The 18,167-nt window shown below is 40.1% G+C and carries 15 protein-coding genes; 9 read left to right on the plus strand and 6 right to left on the minus strand.

What is annotated here, in order from left to right; all coding sequences use genetic code 11:
* Positions 1-154: 154 nt before the first annotated feature.
* Together JMN32_RS06275 and JMN32_RS06280 are read right to left on the minus strand one after the other, a co-directional pair.
* On the minus strand, positions 155-937 hold the full coding sequence (locus JMN32_RS06275) for a T9SS C-terminal target domain-containing protein (RefSeq protein ID WP_202855452.1): 783 nt from the start codon (positions 935-937) through the stop codon (positions 155-157).
* Positions 938-1,056: 119 nt separating this feature from the next.
* The gene (locus tag JMN32_RS06280; RefSeq protein WP_202855453.1) at positions 1,057-2,295 is read right to left on the minus strand and encodes an ABC transporter permease; all 1,239 of its coding nucleotides are present in this window, start codon (positions 2,293-2,295) and stop codon (positions 1,057-1,059) included.
* A 209-nt stretch (positions 2,296-2,504) separates the two neighbouring features.
* On the opposite strand from JMN32_RS06280, the gene JMN32_RS06285 reads away from it, so the two are divergent.
* Complete coding sequence (locus JMN32_RS06285; RefSeq protein ID WP_202855454.1) at positions 2,505-3,767, plus strand: asparagine synthetase B; 1,263 nt, start codon at positions 2,505-2,507, stop codon at positions 3,765-3,767.
* 26 nt (positions 3,768-3,793) lie between these two features.
* On the opposite strand, the gene miaE is transcribed toward JMN32_RS06285, so the two are convergent.
* From miaE to lpxK, 3 genes are read right to left on the minus strand one after another with little or no spacing between them, the layout of a single operon-like run.
* Entirely contained in the window at positions 3,794-4,387 is a 594-nt protein-coding gene (miaE, locus tag JMN32_RS06290) for a tRNA-(ms[2]io[6]A)-hydroxylase (RefSeq protein ID WP_202855455.1), read from the minus strand.
* A 6-nt stretch (positions 4,388-4,393) separates the two neighbouring features.
* Positions 4,394-6,313, minus strand: coding sequence for a putative porin (locus JMN32_RS06295; protein WP_202855456.1), 1,920 nt, complete (start codon positions 6,311-6,313; stop codon positions 4,394-4,396).
* A 22-nt stretch (positions 6,314-6,335) separates the two neighbouring features.
* Positions 6,336-7,364, minus strand: coding sequence for a tetraacyldisaccharide 4'-kinase (gene lpxK / locus JMN32_RS06300; protein ID WP_202855457.1), 1,029 nt, complete (start codon positions 7,362-7,364; stop codon positions 6,336-6,338).
* Positions 7,365-7,424: 60 nt separating this feature from the next.
* Here lpxK and JMN32_RS06305 point away from each other — a divergent pair, with 60 nt between their 5' ends.
* From JMN32_RS06305 to JMN32_RS06315, 3 genes are read left to right on the plus strand one after another with little or no spacing between them, the layout of a single operon-like run.
* Complete coding sequence (locus JMN32_RS06305) at positions 7,425-8,522, plus strand: Nif3-like dinuclear metal center hexameric protein (RefSeq protein WP_202855458.1); 1,098 nt, start codon at positions 7,425-7,427, stop codon at positions 8,520-8,522.
* A 5-nt stretch (positions 8,523-8,527) separates the two neighbouring features.
* The gene (locus tag JMN32_RS06310) at positions 8,528-9,307 is read left to right on the plus strand and encodes a zinc ribbon domain-containing protein (protein ID WP_202855459.1); all 780 of its coding nucleotides are present in this window, start codon (positions 8,528-8,530) and stop codon (positions 9,305-9,307) included.
* Positions 9,308-9,309: 2 nt separating this feature from the next.
* Complete coding sequence (locus JMN32_RS06315) at positions 9,310-10,794, plus strand: tetratricopeptide repeat protein (protein WP_202855460.1); 1,485 nt, start codon at positions 9,310-9,312, stop codon at positions 10,792-10,794.
* Here JMN32_RS06315 and JMN32_RS06320 read toward each other — a convergent pair.
* Complete coding sequence (locus tag JMN32_RS06320; RefSeq protein WP_202855461.1) at positions 10,785-11,411, minus strand: histidine phosphatase family protein; 627 nt, start codon at positions 11,409-11,411, stop codon at positions 10,785-10,787. The two genes, JMN32_RS06315 and JMN32_RS06320, sit on opposite strands and share 10 nt — an antisense overlap.
* A gap of 49 nt (positions 11,412-11,460) precedes the next feature.
* Between JMN32_RS06320 and JMN32_RS06325 the strand changes: the two genes are divergently transcribed.
* From JMN32_RS06325 to JMN32_RS06345, 5 genes are all read left to right on the plus strand, one after another.
* Positions 11,461-11,892 (plus strand): hotdog fold thioesterase, encoded by a 432-nt coding sequence (locus JMN32_RS06325; protein ID WP_202855462.1) that lies wholly within the window; start codon positions 11,461-11,463, stop codon positions 11,890-11,892.
* Positions 11,889-13,073, plus strand: coding sequence for an isochorismate synthase (locus tag JMN32_RS06330; RefSeq protein ID WP_202855463.1), 1,185 nt, complete (start codon positions 11,889-11,891; stop codon positions 13,071-13,073). Before JMN32_RS06325 ends, JMN32_RS06330 begins: the two co-directional genes overlap by 4 nt.
* Positions 13,074-14,789, plus strand: coding sequence for a 2-succinyl-5-enolpyruvyl-6-hydroxy-3-cyclohexene-1-carboxylic-acid synthase (gene menD, locus JMN32_RS06335; RefSeq protein WP_202855464.1), 1,716 nt, complete (start codon positions 13,074-13,076; stop codon positions 14,787-14,789).
* A gap of 25 nt (positions 14,790-14,814) precedes the next feature.
* Positions 14,815-15,639 carry a 1,4-dihydroxy-2-naphthoyl-CoA synthase gene (gene menB, locus JMN32_RS06340; RefSeq protein ID WP_202855465.1) on the plus strand — a complete coding sequence of 275 codons (825 nt, stop codon included), beginning with the start codon at positions 14,815-14,817 and terminating at the stop codon, positions 15,637-15,639.
* A 65-nt stretch (positions 15,640-15,704) separates the two neighbouring features.
* The gene (locus JMN32_RS06345) at positions 15,705-18,167 is read left to right on the plus strand and encodes a zinc-dependent metalloprotease (protein WP_202855466.1); all 2,463 of its coding nucleotides are present in this window, start codon (positions 15,705-15,707) and stop codon (positions 18,165-18,167) included.

Consider the following 18,167-nt stretch of genomic DNA (forward strand, 5'->3'; position numbering starts at 1 on the left):
AGGCTGTTCCGAATTTGGAACAGCCTTTTTCATAATATTCACTTAAACTCAGGTATTAACACCATAAGATATCTCCAAAGGTTTTATTAAGTACAACCTTTGGAACTCAGGTGATCAGCTGATTGTAGGTCATATCATTGTCAGCACACCATGTTTATCTCTTGACAAACTTTTCCTTTCTATTTTGGATATTCAAATAGTATTCTCCAGGGCTCAGTTCCGAAACTGTGATCTCCTTCCCTTCCCCCTGCTTTACAAGTTTTCCATAGTAATCAGTAATGGCATAACTGGTAGTATCGGAAAGTGTAAGTTTATTAGTTGCAACTAAAGGATAAAATGTAATTGGTTCATCGGTTGATGTATAGTCAAGCTCCAGGGAATAAACAATATTACCCTCGGCATCTTCATAGCGAACCCTGTACGTGTTCTCTCCGTTTTGATGCTCCGCCTGTATGGCATATTGATTGTTATCGACACGGCCTTTAGCCAGCAATGACCTTATAACTTCCCACTGTTTCCTTTTAGCCTCATACCGCTCTATAATAAACTGCCCGCCAGGCTTCTCCCCCGCCGTATTCCAACTAATCGACTGATTATCCGACTGACTTGAAATAAACTTAAACTGTTTTGGGTTTTGTATGACATGTGGGTTAACAACCCTGGGCGTGCAACCATCATCGAAAGTAATCTTAATCACTACAAGATCATTAAGTTGCAAATGGCTCAGGTCAATTTTGAAAGCCGATATTTGAGGGACATCAAACAGCTTTCTATCATTAACGAACACCTCCTTGGTACAAAAAGTATTTTTACTATGATTGAAAGGATTTTGAACAAATACAGACTTACCCTGATATGTACCAGAAAGCACAATTTCCCCGCTATAAAGCGGACCACTTATTAAAAGCCAGATACTAAAGAAAACGATCCTTTTCATCAATAGTCAGGTACTATTTAATGAATAATCCCGTGTTAAGCAAAAAGACAGGATATCAAATATGCAAAAAACCGAAGCCTCAAGTCTCTCTATAAAATGTATAAGGGCGGCTCAAGGGCCTATTCAAAACGTAAGGACTCAATAGGATCAAGCTTAGCAGCCTTATTTGCTGGATAATAGCCTGAAATTAACCCTACAGCCACACAAACTACCAGACCTACTACAATCCAAAGCCAAGGCATAACAAAACCATCAATACCAAGAATACTGGCAAATAAATTACCAATACCTACGCCCAGTATGATTCCTGCGAGACCTCCTAAAAGACATACTACTATAGCTTCAATAATGAATTGCTGACGGATTCTTAGTGGAGTTGCTCCAAGAGCTTTTCTCACCCCTACTTCTCTGGTTCTCTCTGTAACGGACACCATCATGATGTTCATCAGAGCAACACATGCCCCCAACAAAGTGATAAATCCTATTATAAATCCAGCAACCCTCAATATGCCAGACAACTCTCCCATGGTATCAGCAAGCGACTCACTTTTAGAGATTTCGAAAGAATTAGGATCTCCCAGCCTGTCCTGCCTGATCTTCCTCATAATACCCGTAGCCTCGCCCATAGCCATATCCATTTCAGCAGGATTATTAATACCTACGGTCAGACTATATTTAAGCTGCCTGTCAGAAGACATCCTGCTAGCATTAATAATCGGAATAATCGCTGAATTATCAGGACCACTACCTCCTCCTATCTGCCCTTTCTCTTCCAGTATGCCTATCACTTTATACTTGCTACCCAATATGGATATTTCAGTATTAAGAGGTTCTTCATCGTTAGAATAAAGTGCCTCCACCACATCAGGGCCAATAATAGCAACATTGGTACCATACTCCACTTCTATATTAGAAAAATTTCTCCCTTTTTTAAGGTTAAGCCCTTCAAGGGCCACATACTCATCATTAGCCCCCACTACCCATACATTAGGATTGGTCTTTTTAGACTTATGCTTTAGTTCCGCACTCCAGGATGCAGAAGTAGAAAGGCTAACACTGGAAGGGTATGCATATACCTCTGTAAATCTTACTGCCTCTTTCAAGGTTAGCGGTGGAGCCACCCGCTCTGTTCTTCCCTGATTCCTCCCTCCACGGTTTCTTTTGGAATAAATATCAAAAGTATTCACACCCAGTTCTGCCAGACTATCTTTAACCGAATACTGAATACCATCAACGGCCGTTAGGATTCCAACCAGACTGGTAATACCTATCGCTACAATCAATGCGGTAAGTATAGTTCTCAGCAGGTTGGCGTTGATTGACTTTAATCCCTCTTTTATATTTTCTTGTAAATCCATGAAAATCCTACTTTTGTGAAACTAAAGTAATTAATTAAATCGTTGATACATTTACAAATTATCTGATTAGTTGATATGGCGTTTTATCGGTAATTTAGAAAGTTGAAATTTTGACCGTTAGGCAGAAGCATATTTAAACAATTCAACACAACACTGAAAGTATATAAACTATTAGTTCTATACCGGTATCAAGGAAAAGTCAGACTTTTATGAAGAGAACCATTTTCACTACCCTTTTAGTATTCATCATCTTTGGTTATACCTATGCCAGCTATATATATATCCCTATGAATGAAAAGCAGGCCAACCATTTAAAGGCCTATGGCATAGCTTACTGGGTATTGCAAAACGACATAGAAGTCGACTGGCTCTTGAACTACGAAGGTGGAAGCTTCATGTGTAAGTATTACCAAAAATTCGAAAATGAACTGATTATCAGAGGTGTAAGCTATCAAGTAATCTCTGATGCCCAAGCAAATTCTATCATTGAGTCAATAGCCAGCCCATCGTCCAACACGGACATTATGAAACTGGAGAAATTTCCCAAAATAGCGGTCTACTCTCCCAAAAGCAAACTGCCCTGGGATGATGCCGTGACCCTGGTTTTGACCTATGCAGAGATACCCTATACCGTTATTTTTGATGACGAGGTTTTGGCCGGAGAACTTCCAAAGTATGACTGGCTTCACCTTCATCATGAAGATTTCACGGGGCAGTATGGAAAATTCTATCGCTCTTTTAAAAACATGCCCTGGTATATAGAACAGCAACGTGAGTTTGAGGAGTCTGCAAGAAAACATGGCTTCAACAAGGTTTCCCACCTCAAACTGGTAGTTACCAAAAGAATCAAAGAGTTTGTGAGCGGTGGAGGTTTTTTATTTGCTATGTGCTCCGCTACTGACACATACGATATAGCTCTGGCTGCGGAAGGCCTGGATATTGTAGAACGTATGTATGACGGCGACCCTGCCGACCCTACGGCACAGCAAAAGCTGAACTTTGAAAATACTTTCGCTTTTGACAACTTCAAAATTTCCAGAGACCCATACGAATACGAATTCTCCAATATTGACAATCAATTCTCAGAAAGAGGACTTCGGGAGGAGAATGATTACTTTAACTTGTTTGAGTTTTCCGCCAAATGGGACCCAATCCCCACAATGCTTACTCAGAACCATACCCGTGTAATCAAAGGTTTCTATGGGCAAACTACAGGATATAAAAAGAAGCTTGTAAAACCTGATGTGGTGATCATGGGAGAAAACAAATCAATAAAAGAAGTAAAATATATTCATGGTGTATTTGGCAAAGGCTTCTGGACTTTCTACGGTGGTCATGATCCTGAAGATTATCAGCACCTCGTCAATGAAGAGCCGACAGATCTTAACCTTCATCCCAACTCACCAGGCTATCGCCTGATCCTGAATAATATTCTGTTCCCTGCTGCTAAAAAGAAGAAACAAAAAACCTGATGATGGCTAATTTATCAGCTACCTGTCTAATGCATCCTGTCCCCTCTTACCTCAAGGTTTTCAATGATTTCCGCTTCGGCTGCTAGTATTTCACGCCACCTGGTCATTACAGTTTCCTCTGGAAGGTAAGTCTTGGCCAATTTAAGGAAGCTCTTATAATGACCTGCTTCTGAAACCATCAGCTCATAGTAAAACTTTTGAAGCTCTTCATCTTCGATGTTTTTCCATAGTAATCTAAATCGCTCACAGCTTCTTGCTTCAATCAGCGCGTTAAACAATAGTTTTTCGACAAGCTGTTCTTCCCTGCTCCCTCCTTTTTTCTCAACTTTACTAAGCTGCGCTACATACTCATCCTTCCTCATTGGCCCCAAAGAATAGCCTCGCTTCTTCATTTCCTCAATTACCCGCTCAAAATGACTCCACTCTTCTGCTACCACAGGTGTGAGCATATCTACTAACTCCTGCTTTTCAGGAAATTTAATAATGAGCGAAATACACGAACTGGCTGCCTTCTGCTCACAATAGGCGTGATCAATTAATATCTCTTCAATATTCTTTTCGGCAATATTTACCCACCTCGGATCGGTGGGAAGTTCTAAACCTAGTACGTGTTTATCCATGATTAATTAATCGTAAAAAGACCAGCTAAATCCAAAATCAAAAATATCATCCTGCGCAGGATAGTACGGAGTCATGAAATACCCCGTTGGACGAAACGCCCTGACAATGTTGTTATATTTCAGGAAGAACCTGCCCCTATTGATCTTTGCATTCACAAAAACATCCCACACCGGATAGGGTTCAACTTTAAACTGATCCTGGATGTAGTACTGCATAGTGATCGGATCATAAGCTTGGGCATAATATTCACTACGCATATGCAAATCAAACCCTATTTGCCATTCCAGATTTCCATCCAGCAGTATTTCATGATAGGAGATCTGTGCATTACCAAATAGTTCAGGGATACTAACAGCCTCTGACGAACCTCCAGACAAATTGCTATATATCAACTTGGTATTAAAATTAAAGACCTTAAGGAAGTCAATGTTCAAGTCAAGTTGCCCCTTAAGCACATTGATGTCCCCTGATGTTTGTGTTGGCAGAACACGCTGTCCTTCCGTAATATCATATTCTTTGAAGTAAATATAATTAGTCAGTAACATGTATTCAGCAGAAGGTATTAACCTAACAGGGCCAAGCTTGAGGTTCAACCCTGCTCTCAAGCTCGATGAAATAGGGGAATCAAAGTCATTACTCCACACATCATGGCTTCCTCTATACGCCCTTTGGATGTATGCGGGTGTATATTTAACACTTGCTACTTCTCCAAAAAACCATCGGTTCCTTATTTCACCTCCCAGTTTATACTCTCCTCCCAGCAAATACTCTCCATAAGCGCTGATATAACTCACAGAGTCATTGCCAAAACGCAAATTGAACCCTGCATAGTTTTCCAGGTAATCAGTATCAAACCCTAGCGTATCTTCGTTGATGTATTTATACTTAAAATCAACCTTGCGAACTTTGTAATAGAAGTTGTAGAAGGTCTTACCAATATCACCTTTCAGACCCAACTCATTCTGTATATACGTTAGCTTTGAACGGTCCTTTGTAGCAGAGGAGTCAACCTCATAAAAGTCGTAAAAAGAAGATGTAGTATCAGGCTCATCGAGAAAATCATTTTGTTGCTTATAACGATCAAATGAATGATACAACTGAATAAAATCGTTCAACTTATATTGGTGATACAAATGATAATTGGTACGAAGCTCATCCGTCTTAGCTTTAGTGAGTATGGTTTGCCTGTTCTCATCAAAGTAAGCAGCTCGAGACAAGTCATCCGATTCCAGTAATATCCCCCCATATTCATCTACCTTATGCCTGTTACGAATAAAATTGGCCAACAAAGTATATTTACCATTTTTGGTGCTATAGCTACCGTAACCTCTGTAATAAATACCTTCCACATGCCTGTCCCCTCTCCTTACCCTTTGTATCTGCTTATCTATAAACAAGCCTTTGAAGTCAAAACCAATATTTGCTCGCTCATCAATATTTCTCGAATATTTGGCGTCCGTTATGGCCCGGCCTTCTCCTCCCCATATAACACCAAACATGGTGTAAGGAGATTTAGTATCAAAGTACCTGACCTCCTCCGGACCTTCATAATACATATCATAAACTGTAAAACCGGAAGTAGCTCCAATCCGATGCGGTAATTGGGGATAGATAGGGGAAATAGCTGTACCAATATTACCCAGGTCCTGGTATAAGTTCGATTCTCTGGCCACATACTGATACCTATGAAGATTTAGTACAGTGGTGTCAATATTCCAATATTGCGGATTATTGTATTTTATATTTCCTTCATATGTAAAACGACTGGTAGTTGGCCCATATACCTGCTTAGTAGAATCGTCAAGTATACCAGATCCAATACGCTCGGTCTCTTCCTTTTCCTCAGGAACTACAATTTGGGAAAAACCAATATTAACAACCAGGCTAAGGCCTGTCAAAATAAGTACTACTTTTTTAAAGTCCACACGCAAAACTAAGTAAAAACAACTAATATGAATAAGCCTTCAGGGAATTCAAAATCGTTTCATCAAATCTCTTGCCACCTTTAATAAACACTGTCTCTATTGGCAAATAAAATACAGGGATATTTTTAAAATGCCCCTCTTTAATAAAAGGCAATAATTTAACCATATCTTTTTCTGTAGTAATCAGGCATTTGGCCTTGCCAACCTCTTCAAAAGCATTGATTAACATGGCAATATCCTCCAGCTTGTAACGATGGTGGTCTCTAAAATGGTGTTCCCCCTCCAAACGATAGTGTGATGAAACATAAGCTCTCAAAGGTGCTGGGTTAGCTATACCACTAAAAAGAAATACCTCATTGCTGAACTCGCGGCTTCCGGAAATGCGCTCGGGTTCCATATATTTGATTGAAGCAAAGGCAATATGAGCGCGGCTGTTATACCTCCTGATATTATCTTCATAATACTGAAAATCAACACTATCAAGGCATTTAGTAACCACAATCATATCTGCTCGTTGAGCTCCCTTCCTGCTTTCCCTTAATCTACCTGACGGTAACACAAAGTCATTAAAAAATGGCTTATTATAATCTGTCAACAAAATACTAAGACTAGGCTTCACCGGACGGTGCTGAAAAGCATCATCAAGCAATATTACCTCTGTTTGTGGTTGTTCCGCAAGAATAAAAGGTATGGCTATTGCCCTTTGCTCGCCAACCGCTACATGAATATTTTTAAACTTATTGAAAAACTGATAAGGTTCATCACCTATGGTTTTTGGAGAATCATCGTCATTAGCCAGACGAAAGCCTCTGGTTGACCTGCCATATCCTCTGCTAAGCGTCACTACTTTTTTATCATTAAACAGTCGAATCAAGTATTCTACCATAGGGCTTTTACCAGTCCCCCCTACTGACAGGTTGCCAACAGATATAACATTAGCCTCAAATTCAAATGAATGTTTATACCCGCTGTTATAAAGGTAATTTCTAAACCTGGTGATGAGGTCATAAATCAAAGCAAATGGAAAGAGCAAAATCCCTAAAAAATTCATGAATAGCTTATCAGGTATAATAATTTATATAACTTTGAATGACCGCAAAATTGGTTATTTATGACTAAAATAAAAGACATAATCCAATATTTAGAAGGCATTGCTCCAGCTGCCTATCAGGAAAGTTACGATAATGCCAGATTGATCACTGGCAACAGCAATACCCCTATCACCAACCTGTTAATTACACTCGATGTTACAGAAGATGTGGTTCAAGAAGCCATCGACAAAAATTGTAACATGATTGTTGCCCACCACCCTATAGTATTTAAGGGATTGAAGTCCCTTACCGGCAAGAACTATGTTGAGCGCACTGTAATCAAAGCCATAAAGCATGACATTGCCATTTATGCTATTCATACCAACCTGGATAACGTCTTTAACGGAGTTAATAAGAAGATATCTGACAAGATCGGACTTAAAAACACTCGGGTTTTAGTGCCTAAAAAACAAACACTCTCCAAACTGGTAACTTTCATTCCTAAAAATGATACTTCTCATGTGTTGGAAGCATTACATCGGGCAGGTGCTGGCCATGTTGGTAATTACACCCATTGTAGCTTCAAAGTTGAGGGCACTGGCACTTTTAAGCCTAATGAAGAGGCCAACCCACACATTGGCAAAGCCAACTTGCAGGAAGAAGTCGCTGAAGATCGTATAGAAATGATCTTACCCACTCACATGGAGGGAAAAGTACTGTCTGCACTGAAGCTCGCTCACCCCTATGAAGAGGTAGCATATTTTATGACTTCAATAAGCAACAGCAACCAGGAAGTCGGCTCCGGAATGATCGGAGAAGTAGAAGAAGAAATGGAATCTTTTGAATTCTTAAAACATTTAAAGGGTAGTATGGGTTTAACATGTATCAGGCATACAAAAATACTGCCTGAGCGCATTAGAAAAGTAGCCGTTTGCGGAGGGTCTGGAAGCTTTCTACTAGCTAATGCTATAAGCAAAGGAGCCGATATTTTCATCACTGCTGACTTTAAATATCATGAGTTTTTTGATGCTGAAGACAAGATAGTAATAGCAGATATCGGGCATTATGAAAGCGAGGTATTTACAAAAGAATTAATTAATGAGATATTAAGTAAAAAATTTACTACCTTTGCACTCAATTTATCAGAAACTGTAACAAATCCAATTAGTTACTTATAGATTACATGGAAAACACTAGTGTTGCACAAAAACTCGAAGCTCTCGTAAAATTACAATCTATTGATTCGAAACTTGACGAAATAATTAAATTAAGGGGTGACCTTCCTGATGAGGTTCAAGATTTAGAGGACGAAATCGAAGGGTACAAAACCAGGCATGGAAGGTTTAACACTGAACTGGAAGAACTGGAACAATCTATAAAAGATAATAAGACTGGAATTAAAGAAGCTGAAAAGCTAATCCAAAAGTACAACGACCAGCAAAATAACGTAAGAAATAACAGGGAATTCGACGCTATCACCAAAGAGGTTGAGTTGCAGGAACTTGAGATACAGATACTGGAAAAGAAAACCAGAGAAGCTCAAGAGGCTATTGAAAGAAAGAAGGAAGAGATTGCAGACATTCAGGCCCTGATAGATGAGAGAGGTGCTGACTTGGAGAGCAAGCAACAAGAGTTAAAAGAGATTCTGGAAGACAGCCAGGAGGAAGAAAGCCAGTTAAAAAACGATAGAGAAAAGGCTACAAAGAAGATTGAGCCTAAACTCCTTAAATATTACGAAAAACTAAGAGCTAACCTTTCAAACGGTCTGGCTGTAGTAACTGTAAAAAGAGGTGCGGCTGAAGGATGTAACATCGTTATCCCTCCTCAAAAAATCGCCGAGATCAGAGAGAAGAAAAAGATTGTAATTGACGAGCATTCAGGCAGAATATTAGCGGATGTAGACATGGAGTCTATGACCGAAGAAAAGCCTAAGAGAACCACGAGAAGAAAGAAAAAAGCTTAATATTGGCTTTAAACAAAAATATTCTCTTAAAAAAGGTAAGTTTATTCACTTACCTTTTTTTATGCTTTTTACTGCCTGGCACCATACTAGGCAGTAGCTCCGACTGGGATTTTAATAACGATGAAAAACAGGCCTATAACCACATTATCTCTCTACGACTGGACAAAGCCACCCCGCTACTGAATGACAAACGTCCGGCGTCCGCATACCTCAAGAACCTTAGCGAATCTATACGCCTGATCATTACCGAAGACCCTTCCCTTTTTGAGGATTATGAAGACGCGTTCAATGACCGGCTCGACTTTATAGAATCAAAAGAAAGCAAGGATGGTTTTAAGAAATTTTATATGGCCGAACTATACCTGCAACGGGCCTTCACTAACCTGAAAATGGGATATGATTGGACCGCAGCATGGGATTTCCGCCGCGCTTACAAACTGATTGACACCAACACCCAAAAGTATCCCGATTTCCTCCCTAATTACAAAGCCATGGGTCTGCTTCATGTTATGATTGGTTCAGTTCCTGAGCGACACCAATGGCTGGTTGGCCTGCTAGGCTTGCAAGGTTCCGTAAAACAAGGACTTGCTGAAATTGAGAAAATAGCTAATTCAGATCACTTCTTTAACAAAGAGGCTCTTGTTGTTAGCTATTTACTAGAAGCATACCTTCTCAACAGGGCTGATGAGGCTGTCATAAACTTCACTAACCTCTATAAAAACAACAAAAACAACCTTCTCTTTGGTTATCTGTATATGTCACTACTTATCAAAAATAACCAAAGTCAAAAAGCCCTGGAAGCCTACCAACACTTGAAAAAGTTCAAAGAGGGCTACCTTGAATTTAATTTTTTAAATTACCTTACTGGGGAAATATACCTTCAAAAAGGCGAATACGACTTAGCAGAAACGTATTTCACAGAATTTATCAACAATACCAAAGGGAAGAATTTCACCAAAGATGCTCAATACAAATTATTTTTAACTTATTGGCTTGATAACAAAGAAAATAAAGCAACTCAAGCGCACCTAAAAGCTCAACTAACGGGACAAACAAAAGTAGAAGCAGATAAACATGCATCAAAAAGCCTAGGTCAGCCTCAATTCCCCAATAAAGTCATAATGAAAATCAGACTACTCACCGATGGTGGGTTTTATACAGAAGCAAAAACACTGGTTTCAAAAGACTATGAATTCTCTTCAAAAAAAGACAAGATTGAATTCTCCTACAGAAAGGCGCGACTGTTTCACAAGACAGAAGATATAGAAGAAGCCATTAAATTATATGCTACCACTATTAATGAAACTTCAGGGGAAAACTGGTATTTCGCACCAAACTCCTGTCTGCAACTAGGGTACATATATCATCAAACAGGAGATTCGGCTCTAGCCAAATACTATTTCAATGAAGTATTGGGATACAAACACCACGAGTACAAAACAAGCCTGGATAACAAAGCCAAAGCAGCCCTGGCCAATTATGAATAATAACCGTTTAAGTGCTTTACATCATTAAAACTCTCTATTAGAAACATCTCTCCGGTATAAACCAATTTGTACATACACAAGTTAGAGTGAGAAAACAGGTCCATACACTGTAACGGGTAATTAAGCATCTGACAAAGCAATACACGCATAGCTCTGCCATGCATACAGATCAATACATTTTCTTCATCACTATTGGACAGTATCACCTCAAGCGCCTCCTTTTGTCTGTTATATACATCTTGAGGACTCTCCCCTCCTTCTATTCGTAAAGTAATGTTACCTGTTTGCCACTGATGGATCACATCATGATAGTATGCATCCTCTTCAGGGGTAATCTCCATTCCCTCTCTAGTGCCCCAGTTAATCTCATTCAGCCCGCTGAGAGTCTGGTGAGGGATACCCTTTTCTATAAACTTTTCTACAGACTGAATACTTCTTTGAAGTGTAGAGGTATAAACCTTGTCAAAAGGAATGTTCTGAAATGTTCTATAAAAACTTGCAGCCTGCTTCCTACCGGTTTCATTTAATGGAGCATCAATTCCACTCCCCTGAACGATTTTCTTCAGGTTATAATCAGTCTGTCCGTGTCGTATTAAATATATTTTTTTGCTTTTCAATTTTGTCTGTATTTTTGGCCTGCAAAAATAACCTTTTTTACCAATTAGCATGATCAATCCGGAGTTAACCCTTGAGGATATCAATAAAATGAACAAGAATACCATGATGGAACATCTTGGTATTGAGTTTACAGAGATTGGCCCGAACTACATTACCGCAAAGATGCCAGTTGATAACAGACACCACCAACCCTACGGGCTGTTACATGGCGGTGCCAGTGTCGCATTGGCAGAAACCTTGGGGAGTGTAGCGGCACATTGCTCTATTGACACCTCAAAATACTTTTGTGTTGGACTGGAAATCAATGCAAATCACCTAAAAGGGGTTAGATCAGGTTATGTTTTTGGAAAAACAATACCAATACACGTTGGAAAATCTACCCAGGTTTGGGAAATAAGGATAACCAATGAACAGGATGAACTGGTATGTGTTAGCAGAATAACAATGGCAGTTCTGGAACAAAAAAAACAGAAAATTTGACAATCTCAGAAGAAATAAAGATCCAACCCATAGAGCAAGTTATTAATAATGCCATTGCTTTTGGGAAGCAAGAAGGTGGTGCAGTAGCAGTTTGGAGAACCCCAGGGGAGGACAACATTCAACTGATCGTTGATTTTTCGGCAGAGTTACAGCCTACTCAAGATCCACTTGACTCAAAGGCACCGGGATTTGTATTTGCACCTTTCGATATTTCAGAAGACACTTACCTGGTTAAGGCAGACTTGCACATCAACCTTGGAAATCATCAAATAACAACTCGGCCTGACTACAGTGTCAGCACAAAAACAGAAAAACTCTTAACCTTCCTGGAAAAGGAAAAGTCTCCCAAAACTTCTTATTCTGACATCGGGGTATCTGAAAGCAAAGAAGATAAAGACAAGTTTATTCAACTGGTAAACTCTTCTGTAAAAGCTATTCAGAATGGTCAGTTCCAAAAGGTTGTCCCTTCAAGAAAAAAAGAAATCCACTTTGACAAACCTCTAAATGTTGGCAACAACTTTTTAAGACTAACCAAAGCATACCCTTCAGCCTTTATCTCTTTGGTATTTGTCCCTCAGGCGGGCATATGGATGGGTGCAACTCCAGAGTTACTGATCAGTGTTAAGGACAATATTTTCAAAAGCGTAGCACTTGCCGGCACACAAAAATATGAAGATGGAACCAGTCTGTCTAACGTAGCCTGGACTCAGAAAGAAATAGAAGAGCAAGCCTTAGTAAGCAGGTACATTATTAACTGCTTTAAGAAAATACGACTGAGGGAGTTTGAAGAAGTTGGCCCAAAAACTGTAATCGCCGGCAACCTGCTACATCTTAAAACAGAATATAAAGTAAATATGGTTGCTACTAATTTCACCGACCTTGGTGAAGTTATGTTAAAACTACTCCACCCAACCTCTGCCATTTGTGGAATGCCCCTCTCACCGGCCAGAGAGTTTCTTCTTCAACATGAACATTATGACCGAAAATACTTTGCGGGTTATTTAGGGCCAGCCAATTTTGATAACAGTACCCAGCTTTACGTAAACCTCAGATGTATGCATATTGAAGAGGATAAGGCAACAGTTTTTGCAGGTGCCGGAGTTACAGAAGACTCTCAGCCAGAAAAAGAATGGGAGGAGACCGAAATTAAAATGAACACCCTATTAAACATCATTAAATAATTGAACCTCCAACCAATTTATAATATAGCCGAAATTTGCAGTAAGCATGGTATAAGCCAGGCCGTACTGTCACCAGGCTCACGTTGTGCACCCATAACACTGGCATTTGCAAGACACCCAAAAATCAACTGCCGCACTATTGCAGATGAAAGGTCCGCTGCATTTATCGGGATGGGAATAGCGCAACAACTCCAAAAGCCAACAGTGCTGGTCTGCACATCAGGTTCAGCGGCTTACAACTATGCCCCTGCTGTAGCAGAAGCCTTTTTCCAAAGGATCCCCTTGTTGGTGATCACTGCAGACAGACCTCCTGAATGGATTGATCAACTAGATGGCCAGACCATCCGACAACCTGAATTATACGGAAAGCATATAAAAAAGAGCTTTAACCTCCCTGCGGACCTGAACCATAACGATTCCCAGTGGCACGCGCAGCGCCTGATATCAGAAGCCATAAACACTGCTGAAGAGTTTCCCGCTGGTCCTGTTCATGTCAATGTTCCGTTAAGAGAGCCCTTTTACCCAACAAGCCAAGCTGAGGTTAAGTTTGATGAAGACATAAAAACCATTACAGAAACCAACTCCATTAAAGACTTAAGTAACAGAGACTGGGAGGTTTTAATCGAGAAATGGAAAAGATTCAACAGAATACTGGTTATTGGTGGCCAAGGCAACATTGATAACAGACTTACTACGCCTATAAACAGGATTATTAAAGAACAGAAAATTCCAGTTATTGGTGACATTATATCCAACCTTCACCCTGTTGAAAACCTGATAAAACATGCTGACCTCTTTTTGGGGCAAGATAAAACCGGCCTACATGCAAGCTTGCAACCAGAATTATTAGTAACGTTTAGCAATTCTACAATTTCAAAAAACGTAAAATTGTTATTAAGAAATCATCAGCCACAGGAGCATTGGCACATCCAGGCTAGCGGATATGTGGCAGACACCTTCAAATCACTAACAAAGGTTATAAGAGTAGAACCAGATACCTTTTTCAAAAAGATAGCTGAAATTGAACTCCCCCCTACCTTCGACAATCAGAAGCAGGAGAATTATTACCATATATGGCAAATAGAGGAAAGAAAATCAACACGGCTACTACAAACCTTTTTCCCGAACGAGCCATTTGGAGAATTTGAGTTTATTCGAGAAGTCATTAATGCCCTTCCCGATAATTCAAACCTTCACCTGGCTAATAGTATGGCCGTGAGGTATGCTAACTTCAACGGTCTTGAAAACCCTACAGTAGAAGTATTCGCAAACAGAGGCACCAGTGGCATCGATGGCAGTAATAGCACCACAGTTGGGCACTGCCTTTCTTCAGAAAGGCTCAATATACTTATTACCGGAGACTTGGCTTTCTTCTACGACAGAAATGCTTTTTGGCATAACTATGACATAAAAAACCTTAGAGTGGTACTGGTAAATAACCATGCCGGAGGCATATTCAGAATAATCAAAGGTCCCAATAAACTACCTGAATTGGAAGAGTTCTTTGAAACCCACCAAAAACTTACAGCCAAATTAACAGCCGAAGAATTTGGTTTTGAATACCTCCACTGCAACAAAAGAAGTAAGCTAACAAATTATCTAAAAGAGTTTTATGAAGATAGCGACAGGCCCAAGATACTGGAACTGGAGACACTAAGTGAAGAAAATGCTAACACATTGAAAGCTTTTAAAAACACATTTAAAGATATTAAATAGACAAAGATCAAAACAACTAAATACTATGGCAGAAAATAGAAAATGGGAAACCATTAAATCATTTAACGACATAAAATTTGAGTTCTTTGAGGGCATCGCAAAGATCACTATCAACAGACCTGAGGTTTATAATGCATTTCGTCCCGAAACCAATATAGAAATGCTTGAGGCCATGGACATCTGCCGTGAAAGACAGGATATATGCGTGGTTGTGCTTACGGGAGAAGGGGACAAGGCATTTTGCTCTGGAGGAGATCAAAATGTAAAAGGTAGTGGTGGTTATATTGGTGAAGATGGTGTGCCCAGACTTAACGTGCTTGACCTTCACAAACGCATAAGGGAATTGCCTAAGCCCGTAATTGCCATGGTTAATGGATACGCCATCGGCGGAGGGCATGTATTGCATGTGGTATGTGACCTGACCATAGCCTCTGAAAATGCAAGATTTGGACAAACAGGGCCTAAAGTTGGCAGCTTTGATGCTGGATTTGGTTCATCATACCTTGCGAGACACGTTGGGCAGAAAAAAGCAAGAGAGATTTGGTTCCTTTGCAAACAGTATACAGCAGCAGAAGCAGAGACCATGGGTATGGTAAACAAAGTGGTTCCTTTAGAAAGCTTAGAAGATGAAACTGTTGAATGGTGTAAGATCATGATGCAGAGAAGCCCTATGGCTTTAAGGATGATCAAAAGAGGTCTTAATGCTGAGCTTGACGGACAAAGAGGACTGATGGAATTTGCAGGAGACGCCACTTTGATGTTCTATCTGATGGAAGAAGCTCAGGAAGGGAAAAACGCATTCCTGGAAAAACGTGACCCTGACTTCAAGAAATACCCTAAATTCCCTTAACAAAACTATGTTGCCATTGGAACAGTTTTAATATAAGGCAGCCTGTTAATTTTGTAGTTTAGAGCATGAAAAGAATTCTATTCATTGTATTTGCTATAGCCCAGTTAATAGGCTGCCAATCCACCAGGCAGATTTCAAAAACCCGTTCAAGCGAAGGAAAAGAAGAAAAGAAAGAAACAAGGCCCTATGATAAGATTGTTACTAACAATACAATCTCTGACGAAGGGCTTTTTCTATTACATCAAAATGATGATAAGGTATATTATGAAATACCTGACTCTCTTTTAGGAAGAGATATGCTGCTCGTTAGCAGAATATCCAAAATAGCCCCAAACTTTCAAGGTGGATACATCAACGCCGGCTCAAAAACCGGCGAGATGATAGTACGATGGTATAAAAAGCATAACAACATTCTTTTAAAATCAATATCCTACAATGCTATTGCCAGTGATTCTCTCCCTATTTATTTATCTGTTGAATCAAACAATTATGCTCCTACACTCAAAAGCTTTAAGATAAAGGCTTTTTCCCCTGACTCAACCTCTGTAGTTATTGATGCCACCGACCTCTTCACTTCAGACATCCCCAGCCTTAGTGCTCTTAATTCAGAAATGCGCAAAGAGTATAAAATTAAAAAACTGGACGCTGAAAGATCATTCATTGAAAGTGCTAAAAGTTTCCCTCTCAACATTGAAGTAAAACATGAAATGACATATGTTGCTGACGAGCCTCCCTCTTACACGAAAACCGGCACAATCAGCATGATCATGAACCAGTCCATGATTTTACTGCCTAAAAAACCTATGATGGGACGGTTATACGATGAACGTGTAGGCTGGTTTACTGTTAGCCAGATCGACTACGGATCGGAGGCTCTCAAAGCTGATTCCAAGAGTTTTATAAGAAGATGGAGGCTGGAACCCAAAGACCTGGAGGCCTATGCACGCGGGGAGTTAGTAGAACCTGTAAAGCCTATTGTGTATTACCTCGATCCGGCGACCCCAATGAAATGGAGGAAATACTTTAAAATGGGAATTGAAGATTGGCAAAAAGCCTTCGAAACAGCTGGGTTTAAAAATGCCATTATTGCAAAAGACCCTCCTTCTCCTCTCGAGGACCCCGATTTCAGCCCTGAGGATGTACGTTACTCTATAGTTCGCTATGTAGCAAGCACCACAAGAAATGCCATCGGCCCGAGCGTATCAGATCCCCGTTCTGGTGAAATTATAGAAAGTGACATCATCTGGTACCATAATCACCTACGATCATATAGAAACAGATATCTGTTGGAAACAGGCGCAGCCAACCCAAAAGCCCGTACACTAGACACTCCTGAAGAAGATATTGGTGAAATGATGAGAATGGTAATTGCCCATGAAGTGGGCCATGCCTTAGGCTTACCGCACAACATGAAAGCGAGTGCAGCCTACCCTACCGACTCCCTTAGATCAGGGAAATTTACCCAAAAGTATGGTATCGCTGCCACTATTATGGATTATGCCCGATATAATTATGTTGCCCAACCCGGAGACAGAAACATTAGGTTTATTCGTCAGCTCGGCCCATATGACCATTATGCCATAAACTGGGGTTACAGGGTAATACCCGGTGCACACACTGCCACACAGGAAAAAGCTACCTTAAAACAATGGATAAAGGAAAAGTCGGGTGATCCAACATACCAGTTTGGCAGCGGATATGGAGATTATGACCCTACCTCACAAACAGAGGGCATAGGGGCCGACCCTGTTAAAGCCAGCAAGTATGGGCTTGCTAACTTAAAAATTGTAGCTCCAAATCTAATAGCCTGGACCACTGATGAAAACGAAAACTATGGTGAACTGGAAGAGTTATATGGAGAGCTTATAAGTGTTTGGGGAAGGTATATAGGGCATGTAACTTCCAATATTGGTGGTGTGATTGAAACCCTTAAAACACACGATCAGCCAGGTGTAGTTTATCAAATTGTTCCTAAAAAGGATCAACAAAAAGCCATGAACTTCCTGCTCTCTGAAGCCTTTTCAACTCCGGATTGGCTTATCAGACAAGATATTTTAAGACGGATCGAACATGCAGGAGCTATTGAAAGAGTTCGCAGTCTACAGGTAAGACATCTGAATGACTTGCTAAGTTTCGAAACTATTCAAAGACTAATTGAAGCTGAAGCATTTCTTGGAAAAAACACCTATACAGCCATTAATATGATGGATGACCTGCAAAATGGCCTATGGTCCGAGCTAAAAAGGAACCAGGCTATTAATGTTTACAGAAGAACTCTCCAGAAAGCTTATGTGGAACGTCTTGAATATTTAATGACAGAAGAACAACGTCCATTGCCTAAGCGTTGGAGAAAATACATGAACCGCATTGATGTAAATGTGAATCAATCTGACATCAGGTCCCTGACCAGAGCTAAACTAACAGAATTAAAAAGTAGGATCAGAAGATCGGCAATTACCGATAAAATAACGACCTATCACCTGAAGGATATAGAAGCTCGGATCGAACTGATATTGAACCCCAAATAG

This window comes from Fulvivirga marina (genome assembly GCF_016775155.1).
GTDB classification, from domain to species: domain Bacteria; phylum Bacteroidota; class Bacteroidia; order Cytophagales; family Cyclobacteriaceae; genus Fulvivirga; species Fulvivirga marina.